The organism is Paracoccus sp. JM45, from assembly GCF_003590715.1.
Lineage (GTDB): Bacteria > Pseudomonadota > Alphaproteobacteria > Rhodobacterales > Rhodobacteraceae > Paracoccus.
On sequence record NZ_QQVY01000009.1, the window covers coordinates 98,821 to 113,160 of the forward strand.

The following is a 14,340-nucleotide window of genomic DNA, read 5'->3' on the forward strand; positions in this document are numbered from 1 at the left end:
CATTTTATTTTGGGACAGTTGAATAGGACGACACATGAGCAAGCGTTGCTATTACGAGGTGCTCGGGGTCAGCCGCGGGGCCTCGGCCGACGAGATCAAGAAAGCCTATCGCGGCAAGGCCAAAGAGCTGCATCCCGATCGCAATCCGGGTGATACGACTGCCGAGGCCCGCTTCAAGGAAGCGAACGAGGCTTATGATTGCCTGAAAGACGACCAGAAGAAATCGGCCTATGACCGCTTTGGCCATGCTGCCTTCGAAGGCGGTGGTGGCGGATTCGGCGGGGGTCGCGGCGGTGCCGGACCACAAGGCGATTTCGGATCGGCCTTTGCGGATGTTTTCGAGGATCTGTTCGGGGATATGATGGGCCGTCGCGGTGGCGGCGGAGGTGGACGGTCGCGCGCACAGCGCGGTCAGGATCTGCGCTTCAATCTGAACGTGACCTTGGAAGACGCCTATGTCGGCGTCCAGAAGCCGATCACGGTCACCGGATCGACAGCCTGTGACGAATGCGACGGAACGGGGGCCGAAGGCTCGACCCAGCCCGCCACCTGCCCGACCTGTGCAGGTATGGGTAAGGTCCGCGCGCAACAGGGCTTCTTTACCGTCGAACGCGCCTGTCCTACCTGTGGCGGCGCAGGCCAGATCATCAAGAACCCTTGCAAATCCTGCCACGGCGCAGGACGCATGGAACGCGAACGCACCTTGTCGGTCAATATTCCGGCAGGCGTCGAAACCGGTACCCGCATCCGCCTGACGGGCGAAGGCGAGGCTGGCTTGCGCGGCGGTCCTGCGGGCGATCTTTATATCTTTGTCGAGATCGGGGAACATTCGATATTCCTGCGCGACGGACGGACATTGGCCTGTCAGGTCCCTGTCAGCATGGCAACCGCTGCGCTTGGCGGCGAGGTCGAGGTTCCGACGATCGACGGCGGTCGCGCCAAGGTCAAGGTTCCCGCCGGCAGCCAGACCGGACGCCAGATGCGCCTGCGCGGCAAAGGCATGCCCCCCTTGCGTCACGGCCCCGGTGCCGGTGGCGATCTGGGCGACATGCTGATCGAGCTGACGGTCGAAACGCCCGTCAATCTGACCACGCGCCAGCGCGAATTGCTGCGCGAGTTCGAAGAACAGAAGGCCGACAACAGCCCGCAATCCGACAACTTCTTCAGCAAGGTAAAAACCTTCTGGGACGGGATGACCCGCTGATCGCGGATTAACCCTTTATTTACCGTTCGGGCCCATGCTTGCAGGCATGGACCCGAATCGATCTTTTGGCGAAATGCCCATGTCTTTATTCACCCCCGCGTCCGACGACGTGGCGCAGGTGGCTCCGCAGCCGCGCGGCAAGACGTCCCCCTCATATCTGGCAGACCACCGTGCGCGATTGCGCGACCGCTTTTTGCAAGGCGGTGCGACAGCCATGCCCGATTACGAACTGCTGGAACTGATCCTGTTCCGCGCCATTCCGCGTCAGGATGTCAAACCGCTGGCGCGGCGCTTGATCGAAACCTTCGGCGATTTCAACCGCGTGCTGACAGCAACATCTGCCCGATTGCAAGCCGTGGAAGGTGCTGGTCCCGCCGTGGTCACAGAACTGAAAATCGTTGAAGCGGCAGCCCAACGTATGGCCCGCGCCCGTGTGATGAACCGTCCCGTGCTGTCAAGCTGGCAGGACCTGCTGGATTATTGCCATACTGCCATGGCACATCGCGAAATCGAACAGTTCCGCGTGCTGTATCTGGACCGCAAGAATGTCCTGATCGCGGATGAAGAGCAGGCACAGGGTACTGTGGACCACGTTCCCGTCTACCCGCGCGAAATTATCCGCAGGGCACTGGAACTGAATGCCTCGGCCCTGATTCTGGTGCATAATCATCCCTCGGGCGATCCTACTCCGTCCGATTCAGATATAACCATGACGGCCCGCATCGCGCAGGGTGCCGACAGCATGGGGATCACGATCCATGACCATCTGATCATCGGCAAATCACGCGAACTCAGCTTCTGCTCGGAAGGGTTACTGTAACCGTTGCGTTGTGCATTTGCGACAGATGCGTCGAAATGCGCGGGGCGCTTCCGGCTTACCGGCTAGACTGACGTAAAATTGAACGATAGAACCGCAACGCGAAGGCTACGTCTTGGACGTGGCCCGGAATGTCGTATCGGCCTGAATTTCGGCCCGAATTGGAGTATGACCCGTGTCCCACGCAGATGACCACGTAGGCACCCGGAGGGATTTCCTCTATTATGCCGCGGCGGGCGCAGGCACGGTGGCCGCCGGAGCCGCCGCCTGGACGCTTGTGAACCAAATGAACCCATCGGCAGATGTTCAGGCCCTTGCCTCGATTCCGGTCGATGTCAGTGGCGTAACCGCCGGCACCCAGATCACTGTTCTGTTCTTGGGCAAACCGGTGTTTATCCGCCGCCGCACCCCCGAAGAGATCGAGGCGGGACGTGCCGTTCCGCTGTCGGATCTGACCGACCAGAATTCCCAGAACCCCAACCTGTCGGCCGGCGAACCCGCAACCGACGAAAACCGCACCATGGACGAGGCCGGTGAATGGCTGGTCCAGATTGGCGTCTGCACCCATCTGGGTTGCGTGCCGATCGGCGATGGTGCCGGTGATTTCGGTGGCTGGTTCTGTCCTTGCCACGGCAGCCATTATGACACGGCTGGCCGTATCCGTCGGGGCCCCGCGCCCCAGAATATGCACATTCCCGTGGCGTCGTTCATCAACGACACCACCATTCAGCTGGGCTGAGGAGGGTTCTCATGGCCGGAATACCGCACGACCATTATCAGCCCCAAACGGGCTTCGAACGCTGGCTGCACCGCCGCTTGCCGGTTGCCGGCCTGTTGTATGACACGCTTGTCATCCCGACACCAAAGAACCTGAACTGGATGTGGATCTGGGGCATCGTCCTGACCTTCTGTCTGGCGCTTCAGATCATCACCGGCATTGTTCTGGTGATGCACTATACCCCGCATGTCGATCTGGCCTTCGCCAGCGTCGAACATATCATGCGCGACGTGAATGGCGGCTATATGCTGCGCTATCTGCATGCGAACGGCGCATCGCTGTTCTTTGTGGCCGTCTATCTGCACATTTTCCGCAGCCTGTATTACGGCAGCTATAAGGCACCCCGTGAAGTCACGTGGATCGTCGGCATGCTGATCTATCTGCTGATGATGGCGACGGCTTTCATGGGTTACGTTCTGCCTTGGGGACAGATGTCCTTTTGGGGCGCGACCGTGATTACCGGCCTGTTCGGCGCCATTCCCGGCATTGGTGAATCGCTGCAAACATGGCTTCTGGGCGGACCTGCTGTCGGCAACCCGACGCTGAACCGCTTCTTCTCGCTGCACTATCTGCTGCCTTTCGTGATTGCAGGTCTGGTGATCGTCCACATCTGGGCCTTCCACACCACCGGCAACAACAACCCGACCGGCGTCGAAGTGCGTCGCGGTTCGAAAGAAGAAGCGCAGAAAGATACCCTGCCCTTCTGGCCCTATTTCGTGATCAAGGATCTGCTGGCGTTGACCGTCATCATGGTCGTTTTCTTCGCGATTGTCGGCTTTATGCCCAACTATCTTGGCCACCCCGACAACTATATCGAGGCGAACGCTCTTGCGACGCCTGCGCATATTGTTCCCGAATGGTACTTCCTGCCCTTCTACGCGATCCTGCGCGCCTTTGATGGCGATGTCTGGGCCGTGCAACTGGTGCAGTTCCTGTCCTTCGGCATCGTCGACGCCAAGTTCTTTGGTGTTCTGGCCATGTTCGGCGCGATCATTGTCATGGCACTGGTGCCTTGGCTGGACACGTCGCGCGTACGCTCGGGCCGTTACCGTCCACAGTTCAAGTGGTGGTTCTGGCTGCTGGCCGTCGATTTCATCGTGCTGATGTGGGTTGGCGCCATGCCGACCGAGGGTCCTTATCCCTATATCGCTCTGCTAGCCTCGACCTATTGGTTCGCCTACTTCCTGATCATCCTGCCGCTGCTGGGCGTTATCGAAAAGCCCGAACAGATGCCTGCCACGATCGAGGAAGACTTCAACGCGCATTATAGCGCCAAGGCGACACCGGCCGAGTAAGGAGAGCCAACGAATGACCCTGAGAACCAAGACGCTCACGGCCGCGCTGGCCCTGACGATCTCTGCGACCGGCTTTGCGCTGGCGCAGGAAGGCACCACGACCACGGTGCCGATGCAGCCGGCGGACGCACAAGAAGCGCCCGCCGAGGGTACGACCTTTGTCGCGACCCCCGCAGAAGAAGCGGCACCTGTCGAAACCGCAGCGGAAGAACCCGCAGCGCCCGAAGCCGAGGCGGAACCCGCCGAGGTCGCGGACGACCATGGTGACGCCGATGCGGAACACGCGGATGCAGGTCACGATGATGCGGCCGAAGACCATGGCGACAGCCATGCGACCGCCCATATCGAGGATATCGACTTCAGCTTCGAAGGTCCCTTCGGCAGCTATGACCAGTTCCAGCTGCAGCGCGGCCTTCAGGTCTATACCGAAGTCTGCGCCGCATGCCACGGCATGAAGTTCGTGCCGATCCGCGCCCTGTCCGACGATGGCGGCCCCGGCCTGCCAGAAGATCAGGTGCGTGCCTATGCTGGCGACCTTCTGCCCATCGTAGATGCAGCCACGGGTGAAGAGCGCGATCGCGTTTCGACCGACCATTTCCCGACCGTGTCGGGCATGGGCATGGGTCCCGACCTGTCGCTGATGGCCAAGGCGCGTGCCGGTTTCCACGGCCCGATCGGTCTGGGTGTTAACCAGTTCGTCAATGGTATCGGCGGACCGGAATACATCCACGCGGTTCTGACCAGTTATACCGGTGAGGAAAAAGAACAGGCTGGTTCCGTGCTTTACGGCAACAGCGCCTTTCCCGGCGGCTGGATCAGCATGCCGCCTCCGCTGTCGGAAGACCGCGTCACGTACGAGGATGGCACCCCTGCCACCGTCGATCAGATGTCGACCGATATGTCGGCATTCCTGATGTGGACTGCTGAACCCAAGATGATGGACCGCAAGATGGTCGGCCTTGTTGCCGTGCTGTTCCTGATGGTTCTCAGCGCGCTGCTGTATCTTGTGAACAAGCGCCTTTGGGCACCCCACAAGGGTAAGCTGAAGCACTGATCGCCTGCAATCATGACGACCTGAACGAACGCGCCCCGCAACGGGCGCGTTTTTTCGTCTCTGGACAAGCCGTAAGGCCATCAGTCACATAGCGACCGTTGGAACGGAGGAGACGGCAATGGCGATCTGGAATCTGGGCTCGATCAATATCGACCAAACCTATCGGTTGGACAGCCTGCCCAAACCGGGTGAGACATTGGCATCGCGCAACCACAGCTTCGGTCTGGGCGGCAAGGGTGCGAACCAGTCGGTGGCCGCAGCCATGGCAGGGGCCGTGACGCATCACTTGGGGGCAATGGGAACCGGCGATGACTGGGTTCTGGACAGTCTTGCCTCCAAAGGCGTCGATACCACCCATATCGCCCGCCTGCCGGATGAGGCGACGGGCCATGCGATTATCATGGTGGATCGCGATGCCGAAAACGCCATCATCATCCATCCCGGTGCCAATCGCGCCATCGACGAAGCTGCACTGACCGAAACGCTGGCGGGTTTTTCGGATCGCGACATCCTGCTGATCCAGAATGAAACCAATGGTCAGGTCGCCGCGGCCAAGGCCGCTAGGGCGCAAGGGGCGCGGGTCATCTATTCTGCCGCACCTTTCGATCTGGACGCCGTGCGCGACGTCCTGCCCCATGTCAGCATCCTTGCCATGAACGAGGGCGAGGCCGCCCAGCTGTTCGCATCGCTTTCGGGCGATATGACGGTGCAGGGTTTGCTGATCACCCGCGGGTCGCAGGGGGCCGAATACCACGATCTGACCGATAACCAGACCTATGAACAGGCATCCTTCAAGGTGACGCCCGTGGATACGACCGGCGCGGGCGATACCTTCGCGGGCTATTTCGCCGCCGGTCTGGATGCGGGGCTGGCCATTCCCGGCGCGCTGCGCCGCGCATCGGCTGCTGCCGCATTGCAAGTCACCCGCGAAGGCGCGGGCGATGCCATTCCAACCTCATCCGAGGTTGACGCCTTTCTGGCCGATCAATCCTGACCGATGCGCCCGCGCAGGCCACCGGTCTGCGCGCGGTCCATCAGCAGGTGATCCAACAATACGCAGGCGGCCATCGCCTCGGCCACGGGCACGGCGCGGATGCCAACGCAGGGGTCGTGGCGGCCCTTGGTGATGACCTCGATTTCCTCGCCCCGCGAATTGATCGACCGGCGCGGCGTGGTGATCGAGCTGGTCGGTTTGATCGAAAACCGCACCACGATGTCCTGACCCGTTGAAATACCGCCCAAGATACCGCCCGCGTGATTCGACAGAAATTCGGGGCCGTTTTCGCCCATGCGAATCTCGTCCGCGTTTGACACGCCAGTCAGGCTGGCCGCGGCCATACCCTCGCCGATCTCGACGCCTTTGACGGCATTGATCGACATCATGGCGGCGGCCAGATCGGTGTCCAGTTTGGCATAGACCGGCGCACCAACGCCCGGCGGGCAGTGCCGCACCAACACTTCGATCGCGGCGCCGACGCTGTTCTGGTCCTTGCGGATGCCGTCCAGATAATCAGACCAAGCCTCGACCGCCCCCGCATCGGGCAAAAAGAACGGGTTGCCGTCGATGGCATCCGCGTCAAAGCGGTTGCGGTCCAGATGCATATCGCCCATCTGCACCATATAGCCGATGATCTGCATATCGGGTGCCAGCTGCGCCAGCACCGCATGGGCCACCGCCCCTGCCGCCACCCGCGCCGCCGTTTCGCGGGCTGATGAGCGACCGCCGCCGCGATAATCGCGCACACCGTATTTCAGGTGATAGCTGATATCGGCATGACCGGGGCGGAAACTGGTGGCGATATCGCCGTAATCCTTGGACCGCTGGTCGGTATTCTCGATCATCAGCTGGATCGAGGTTCCGGTCGTCACGCCTTCAAACACCCCCGACAGGATGCGGACCTGATCGGCCTCGCGCCGTTGGGTGGTGTGTTTGCTGGTGCCGGGGCGGCGGCGGTCCATGAAGCGCTGGATATATTCCTCGGACAGCGGGACGCCGGGGGGGACGCCATCGACGGTCGCGCCAAGCGCAGGGCCGTGGCTTTCACCCCAAGTGGTGAAACGGAATTCGCGGCCGAAAGTGTTATAGCTCATGCTCGGGCGTCCTCGGTCAGGGCTTTCAATTGATAGACCAGATCCAGCGCCTCGCGCGGGGTCAGGCTGTCGGGATGCACCGCTTTCAGCGCCGCGTCCAGCGGGGATGCCTTGGCAGGTGCGGGGGCTGGCGGGGCCGCGCGGAACAGCGGCAGATCGTCGATCAGCGCGGCGGGACGGGCGGCACCTTGGCGTTCACCCGATTCCAGCGCGTCCAGAACCTGCCTTGCGCGGTCCACGACCGATGCGGGCAGACCGGCCAGACGCGCCACCTGCACGCCATAGCTGCGGTCGGCGGCACCTTTGCGGACCTCATGCAGGAAGATCACGTCACCTTCCCATTCGCGCACGGCCACGGTGGCGTTTTCAACGCCGTCCAGCCGCGCAGTCAGGGCGGTCATTTCGTGGTAATGCGTGGCAAAGAGGGCGCGGCAGCGGTTGGCGGCGTGCAAATGCTCCATCACCGCCCAAGCGATGGACAGACCGTCCCATGTCGCCGTGCCGCGCCCGATTTCATCCAGAATGACCAGCGCGTGGTCGTCGGCCTGATTCAGAATGGCGGCGGTTTCTACCATCTCCACCATAAAGGTCGACCGGCCCCGCGCCAGATCATCGGCGGCACCCACACGGCTGAACAACTGGCTGACGATGCCGATATGGGCATGGCGGGCGGGCACGAAACCGCCCGCTTGTGCCAAGACCGCGATCAGGGCGTTCTGGCGCAGGAAGGTCGATTTACCCGCCATGTTGGGACCGGTCAGCAACCAGATGGCCGGCGTCGCGCCTTGGGTCAGGTCGCAGTCATTGGCGACAAAGCTTTCGGCCTTGCGCTTCAACGCGCGTTCCACGACCGGATGCCGCCCGCCGGTGATGGAAAAGGCGCGGCTGTCATCGACCTGCGGGCGCACCCAGCCTTCGCCGGATGCAATATCGGCGAAGGCGCCCGCCAAGTCGATTTCCGCCAGCGCCCGCGCCGCCTGTCCGATGGGTCCGGCGTGGTCCAGCACGGCGGCGCGCAGGCGGTCATAGATGCCGCGCTCAATCTCCAAGGCGCGGTCGCGGGCGTTGAGGATGCGAGTCTCCAGTTCCGACAGCTCGACCGTGGTAAAGCGGATCTGGTTGGCGGTGGTCTGGCGGTGGATAAAGGTCTGGTTCAGCGGCGCGGCCATCATGCGTTCGGCATGGGTGGTCGTGGTTTCGATGAAATAGCCCAGCACGTTGTTATGCTTGATCTTCAGCGCGCTGACACCGGCCATGGCCGCATATTCGGCCTGCATTCCGGCAATGACGCCGCGACCTTCGTCGCGCAGGCGGCGGGTCTGGTCCAGATCCTCGTCATAGGTTTCCGCGACGAAGCCACCGTCACGGGCCAGAAAGGGCGGTTCTGCCACCAGCGCGTCGTCCAGCAGGTCGATCAGGTCGTCATGGCCCGTCAGGTGCGCCACCGCGTCGCGCAGGACCGGCGCAGCATCTTCGGGCAGGCGTTCGGCAATGGCCGCCCCTTGGGTCAGCCCAGCGCGGATCGCAGCCAGATCGCGCGGACCGCCCCGTTCCAGCGCCAGCCGCGACAGGGCGCGATCCATATCAGGCACGCGGGCCAGCGCGTTGCGCAGATCGGCCAGCAGGCGCGGATCATCGACCAGCATCGCAACGCCATCCTGACGCGCATGGATCAGCGTCAGATCACGGCTGGGCGCACTGACGCGCCGTTCCAGCAGACGCGCACCCGGCGCGGTCACCGTGCGGTCGATGGCGGCCAGCAGCGACCCTTCGCGACCACCGGACAACGCCTGCGTCAGTTCCAGATTGCGGCGGGTGGCGGCATCGATCTGCATCGCGCCGCCCGCCTGTTCGCGGACCGGATGGCGCAGCAGGGGTAGCTTGCCCTTTTGCGTCATGTCCAGATAATCGACGATCGCGCCCATGGCGCCCTGTTCGGCGCGGGTAAAGCTGCCGAACCCGTCCAGCGTTTCGACGCCGTAAAGCGCGCACAGCCGCCGCACGCCCGCGCTGCTGTCAAAGGCACCGGCATGCAGATCGGTCAGGGCAGCGCCGGCGTCCTGCACCAGTTCCTCGAACTCATAGCCTGCGGCCAGAACCTCGCGCGGGGTCAGGCGGGCCAGTTCGGGGGCCAGACGCGACGGCGGGCATTCCATCACCTGAAACGCACCAGTCGAAATATCAACCCATGCCAGCGCCCCTTCGTCACGAACCTGTGCATAGGCGGCAAGATAATTGTGGCGGCGCGCCTCCAGCAGCGATTCCTCGGTCAGGGTGCCGGGGGTGACAAGGCGGACGACATCGCGGGCCACGACGGATTTGCTGCCGCGCTTCTTGGCTTCGGCGGGGTCCTCCATCTGTTCGGCGATGGCGACGCGGAACCCCTTGCGGATCAGCGTTAGCAGATAGCTTTCGGACGCATGGACAGGCACCCCGCACATCGGGATCGGTTCACCCTGATATGTGCCACGTTTTGTCAGCGCGATGTCCAATGCGGCGGCGGCCTGCACCGCATCGTCAAAGAACATCTCGTAGAAGTCGCCCATGCGATAGAACAGCAGCGCACCAGGGTTCGCCTCGCGGATCGCAAGATATTGCGCCATCATTGGGGTGGGCTGGTCGGTCATGACGGTCCTTCGCTGTCCTCTGGCCCCTGTATCTAGCTGCTTGCGTGCGGCGGTTAAACCTTTACATTCACCCCAACCTCGGGGTGCCCAAATGGGCTGAGACGCAATCGCGGACCCGTTGAACCTGATCCGGTCTTACACCCGGCGGAGGGAAGGTGACGGCTGTCCTTTCTTTCGAAACCCGTTTGAGAGGAGACTGCCTTGAAACCCCTGTTGATCGCCACCGCCCTGCTGGCCGCCACCCCCGCCTTGGCGCAGGACCGAGTGCTGACCGTCTATGCCAGCGATTACATCGCCAGCGAATGGGGCCCCGGCCCGACGATCAAATCCGAATTCGAGGCCTTCTGCGACTGCACGCTGGATTTCGTCACCGGCGACATCCTGCCCCGCCTGCTGATGGAGGGTGAGAGCACCGATGCCGATATCGTTTTCGGCCTGAACACCGATGTCACTGCCCGCGCCCGCGCATCCGGCCTATTCGCGCCCCACGGGCAGGACACCTCTGGCCTGTCGTTGCCGGTGGACTGGAGCGATGACATCTTCCTGCCCTATAACTGGGGCGAAACGGCATTCATCTATGACAACACGCGGCTGGAAAACCCGCCCGCCAGCTTTCAGGAATTGCTGGATGCGCCTGACGATCTGAAAATTGTCATTCAGGACCCTCGGTCGTCCATTTCCGGGCTGGCGCTGCTGCTCTGGGTCAAGCAAGTCTATGGCGATGACGCGCCGGATGCATGGGCCAAGCTGGCCCCCAAAGTGCTGACCGTCACGCGTGGTTGGTCCGAATCCTATGGCATGTTCACCGACGGAGAGGCGGATATGGTCCTCTCCTACACCACCTCGCCCGCTTATCACATCGCAGCGGAAGACGATCTGACCAAAAAGGCCGCCATCTTCCCCGAAGGCCATTACTTCATGGCCGAACTGGCAGCGCAGGTCGCATCGACCGATCAGCCCGAACTGGCGCAGCAATTCATGGACTGGATCCTGACGCCGGAATTCCAGAAGACCATCCCGCTGGCCAATTGGTCCCTGCCCGCCAAGCTGCCCCAAGACGACTGGCCGCAGGTCATGCGCGATCTGCCGCGCCCCGACAAGACGCTGTTCTATTCCGAGGACGACGCCGAAGCCCTGCGCCAACCGGCGCTGGACGAATGGCTGCGCGCCTTCGCGGGGTGATATCCGGTCGCATCGTCGCCGCCGGTCTTGCGGCCCTGATCCTTGGCACACTGGCCGCTGTCGCATGGCAGGCGGGCGGATTGTCGGGTCTGGGCGAATGGGACTGGCGGGCGGTGCGGTTCACCGTCTGGCAGGCGGCGCTGTCGGCAACCCTGTCGGCAGTACTGGCCGTGCCGGTGGCGCGGGCCTTGGCGCGGCGGCGATTTCGCGGGCGCGGGCTGTTGGTCACCCTGCTGGGGGCGCCCTTTATCCTGCCGGTGATCGTGGCGATTATGGGGCTGATTTCGGTTTTTGGCCGCAACGGCGCGCTGAACGAAGGGTTGCGCGCATTGGGTCTGCCTGAACTGGGCATCTATGGCTGGCAGGGTGTGATTCTGGCGCATGTGTTTTTCAACCTGCCGCTGTCGGTGCGGCTGGTCCTGCAAGGCTGGCAGGCGATCCCGTCCGAACGCTTCCGGCTGGCCAGCAGCCTTGGCTTTACACCCGCCGATGTGGCCCGCCATCTGGAACGCCCGATGCTGCGCGCGGCCTTGCCCGGCGTCTGGCTGGCGGTTTTTCTGGTCTGCCTGACGTCTTTCACCGTCGCCTTGGCCCTTGGCGGCGGTCCCCGCGCCACCACTGTGGAACTGGCGATCTATCAGGCCTTCCGCTTCGATTTCGATCTGGGACGAGCCGCAACGCTGGGGCTGGTCCAGATCGGGCTGTGCATTGCGGCCATGCTGGCGGCGCGGTGGATCGCCATTCCGGCGGGCTTTGGCGTGGGCATGGACGCAGGCCAAGGGCCGGTCGGCCCGCGCGGCTGGCGGATCTGGTCCGATGCAGCGGTGATCGCACTAGCGGCGGGGTTCCTGCTGTGGCCACTGGGGGCGGTTCTGGCGGTGGGGGTGCCGCGCCTGCCCGCGCTGGCACCTGATGTCTGGTGGGCGGCGGGGCGGTCGGTGATCATGGCCATCACCTCGGCCCTGCTGGCGGTCACGATGTGCCTGATGCTGGCACTGACCATCGCACGCGGCGCGGGTCGCTGGGTCGAGGCGGCGGGCATGCTGCCCCTGATCGCGTCGCCGCTGGTCTTGGGAACGGGGCTGTTCATTCTGCTGCGCGGGGTGATCGGTCCACAGCAGATGGCCCTGCCCGTGACCGTGGCGATCAACGCGGCAATGGCCCTGCCATTCGGATTAAGGGCGCTGATACCAGCCGCGCGCAGTCTTCAGGATGATTACGGTCAACTGGCGGCATCATTGAACCTGACGGGATGGGCACGACTGCGCTATCTGACACTGCCCCGTCTGGCACGGCCCTTGGGGTTTGCTGCCGGATTGGCAGCGGCCTTGGCGATGGGCGATCTGGGTGTCATCACCTTATTTGCCAGCGACCAACCGACCTTGCCACTGAAGCTGTACCAGTTGATGAACAGCTATCGTATGGCAGATGCCGCAGGGGCGGCGGTGCTGCTGATGACCCTCAGTTTTGCCCTGTTCTGGATGTTCGATAGAGGAGGACGGCTGGATGCTTGAACTGCAAGACATCGCGGTCCGACAGGATGATTTCAACCTTGGTGCCAATATGACCCTGCCAACCGGCGGACGGTTCGCAGTGATCGGAGCCTCGGGGTCGGGGAAATCGACGTTGCTGTCGCTGATCGGTGGTTTTCTGGCACCGGATCAGGGGCGAATCCTTTGGGACGGGCAGGATATCACACGGATGGCGGCGGGGAATCGTCCAATATCGACCCTATTCCAGCACCACAATTTGTTTCCACATTTAAACGTTAAACAAAATGTAGGAATGGGTTTGCGTCCTGATCTGCGACTGGACCACGACCAACAAACCCGCGTGGCGCAGGTGCTGGATCAGGTCGGACTGGCCGGCACCGCCGATCGTAAGCCTGCTGCGCTGTCCGGTGGCCAGCAAAGCCGTGTTGCTTTGGCACGTGTTCTGCTGCGGGCACGGCCCGTTCTGCTGCTGGATGAACCTTTTGCGGCTCTTGGTCCGGCGCTTAAGGCGGAAATGCTGGGACTGCTGGCCGATATCGCGGACGACACGAATGCGACAGTCCTGATGGTCACCCATGACCCGCAGGATGCCCGTGTCTTTTCCCCTCAGACGATATTGGTCGAAGATGGCCGCGCCCACCCCCCGCAGGAAACAGCCCCGCTGCTGGACAATCCGCCCGCCGGACTGCGGGCCTATCTGGGATAAGATGCCGAACCACTGAAGAATATGTTCCCGCAAGGGAAACTCCTTGCTAACCTCCTGCCAGAGCATCATGGGAGGAGACCACATGTTCCATCGTATCGCCGCCGCATTGCCGATGGCTGCCTTCGGGGGCCTGATGGCAACCGCGCCGATGGCGCAGGCGCAAGATTTCATCAATGTGCTGACGGGGGGCACCTCGGGGGTCTATTACCCCTTGGGCGTTGCCATATCGGAAATCTATGCCGAAGGTATCGAAGGGTCGCGCACGCAGGTGCAGGCCACCAAGGCCAGCGTCGAAAACCTGAACTTGCTGGCCCAAGGCCGCGGCGAAATTGCCTTCGCCCTTGGCGACAGCGTCCAAGCCGCGTGGGAGGGGAATGAAGAAGCCGGCTTCCCCCGCCCGTTGGAAGAATTGCGCGCCATTGCCGCCATCTATCCCAACTATATCCAGATTGTCGCGGATGCTTCCGCAGGCGTGACCACTCTTGAGGATCTGCGTGGCAAGACCATGTCCGTTGGTGCCCCCGCATCGGGCACCGAACTGAACGCCCGCGCCATTTTTGCCGCCGCCGGCATGAGCTATGACGATCTGGGCAAGGTCGAATATCTGCCCTTCGCGGAATCGGGTGAGCTGATCAAGAACCGCCAGCTGCAATCGACGTTGCAATCATCGGGTCTAGGCGTGGCCTTCATCAAGGACCTGTCCTCGACCCATGACATCAGCATCGTGGCCATTCCAGAAGACACCGTCAAATCCATCGGCGCGCCTTTTGTGCCCGCGATCATCCCTGCGGGCACCTATTCGGGACAGGATCAGGATGTGCCGACCGCCGCTGTCGGCAATATGCTGATCAGCCATGAAGGCGTGTCCGAGGAAACCGCCTATCAGATGACCAAGCTGCTGTTCGAAAATCTGGACCGTTTGAAATCGGCCCATGCGGCAGCGGGCGGCATCTCGGCAGAAACCGCGCTGGACGGAATTTCCATCCCGCTGCATCCGGGGGCTGAACGTTATTATCGCGAGATCGGCCTGATCGAATAAGCGACTGTCGACCCGCAGCATCAGCTGCGGGTCAATTTCCATCGAAAGGTCCCC

At 62.5% G+C, this 14,340-nt stretch carries 12 protein-coding genes and 1 riboswitch; of the genes, 10 read left to right on the forward strand and 2 right to left on the reverse strand.

All coding sequences use genetic code 11. From position 1 onward, the window contains the following. Window positions 1-34 precede the first annotated feature (34 nt). The 6 genes from dnaJ to DWB67_RS12615 all read left to right on the forward strand — a co-directional run bounded on the left by dnaJ (window position 35) and on the right by DWB67_RS12615 (window position 6,142). The gene (gene dnaJ, locus DWB67_RS12590; protein WP_119807894.1) at window positions 35-1,204 is read left to right on the forward strand and encodes a molecular chaperone DnaJ; all 1,170 of its coding nucleotides are present in this window, start codon (window positions 35-37) and stop codon (window positions 1,202-1,204) included. A gap of 46 nt (window positions 1,205-1,250) precedes the next feature. Beyond that, complete coding sequence (radC, locus tag DWB67_RS12595) at window positions 1,251-2,024, forward strand: DNA repair protein RadC (protein WP_119807930.1); 774 nt, start codon at window positions 1,251-1,253, stop codon at window positions 2,022-2,024. 172 nt (window positions 2,025-2,196) lie between these two features. Beyond that, complete coding sequence (gene petA / locus DWB67_RS12600) at window positions 2,197-2,760, forward strand: ubiquinol-cytochrome c reductase iron-sulfur subunit (protein WP_119807895.1); 564 nt, start codon at window positions 2,197-2,199, stop codon at window positions 2,758-2,760. A gap of 11 nt (window positions 2,761-2,771) precedes the next feature. Next, window positions 2,772-4,094 carry a cytochrome b gene (petB, locus tag DWB67_RS12605; RefSeq protein ID WP_119807896.1) on the forward strand — a complete coding sequence of 441 codons (1,323 nt, stop codon included), beginning with the start codon at window positions 2,772-2,774 and terminating at the stop codon, window positions 4,092-4,094. A gap of 13 nt (window positions 4,095-4,107) precedes the next feature. Beyond that, window positions 4,108-5,148 carry a cytochrome c1 gene (locus DWB67_RS12610; protein WP_370453594.1) on the forward strand — a complete coding sequence of 347 codons (1,041 nt, stop codon included), beginning with the start codon at window positions 4,108-4,110 and terminating at the stop codon, window positions 5,146-5,148. 118 nt (window positions 5,149-5,266) lie between these two features. Beyond that, window positions 5,267-6,142 carry a ribokinase gene (locus tag DWB67_RS12615; protein WP_119807897.1) on the forward strand — a complete coding sequence of 292 codons (876 nt, stop codon included), beginning with the start codon at window positions 5,267-5,269 and terminating at the stop codon, window positions 6,140-6,142. Here the strand turns inward: DWB67_RS12615 and aroC are convergent. Further along, a complete protein-coding gene (gene aroC / locus DWB67_RS12620; protein ID WP_119807898.1) occupies window positions 6,133-7,239 on the reverse strand; it encodes a chorismate synthase in 1,107 nt (368 codons plus the stop codon). The two genes, DWB67_RS12615 and aroC, sit on opposite strands and share 10 nt — an antisense overlap. Further along, window positions 7,236-9,866: a DNA mismatch repair protein MutS gene (mutS, locus tag DWB67_RS12625; RefSeq protein WP_119807899.1), complete on the reverse strand. Its 2,631-nt coding sequence runs from the start codon at window positions 9,864-9,866 to the stop codon at window positions 7,236-7,238. The genes aroC and mutS overlap by 4 nt, the downstream gene beginning before the upstream one ends. A 69-nt stretch (window positions 9,867-9,935) precedes the next feature. Continuing rightward, window positions 9,936-10,036: riboswitch (TPP riboswitch) on the forward strand. A 31-nt stretch (window positions 10,037-10,067) separates the two neighbouring features. Between mutS and DWB67_RS12630 the strand changes: the two genes are divergently transcribed. The 4 genes from DWB67_RS12630 (at window position 10,068) to DWB67_RS12645 (ending at window position 14,286) form a co-directional block, all read left to right on the forward strand. Next, entirely contained in the window at window positions 10,068-11,048 is a 981-nt protein-coding gene (locus tag DWB67_RS12630; RefSeq protein WP_119807900.1) for a thiamine ABC transporter substrate binding subunit, read from the forward strand. After that, window positions 11,024-12,562 carry a thiamine/thiamine pyrophosphate ABC transporter permease ThiP gene (locus DWB67_RS12635; RefSeq protein ID WP_119807901.1) on the forward strand — a complete coding sequence of 513 codons (1,539 nt, stop codon included), beginning with the start codon at window positions 11,024-11,026 and terminating at the stop codon, window positions 12,560-12,562. The genes DWB67_RS12630 and DWB67_RS12635 overlap by 25 nt, the downstream gene beginning before the upstream one ends. Continuing rightward, window positions 12,555-13,247 (forward strand): ATP-binding cassette domain-containing protein, encoded by a 693-nt coding sequence (locus DWB67_RS12640; RefSeq protein WP_119807902.1) that lies wholly within the window; start codon window positions 12,555-12,557, stop codon window positions 13,245-13,247. Before DWB67_RS12635 ends, DWB67_RS12640 begins: the two co-directional genes overlap by 8 nt. A gap of 82 nt (window positions 13,248-13,329) precedes the next feature. Further along, window positions 13,330-14,286, forward strand: coding sequence for a TAXI family TRAP transporter solute-binding subunit (locus DWB67_RS12645; RefSeq protein ID WP_119807903.1), 957 nt, complete (start codon window positions 13,330-13,332; stop codon window positions 14,284-14,286). Window positions 14,287-14,340 lie beyond the last annotated feature (54 nt).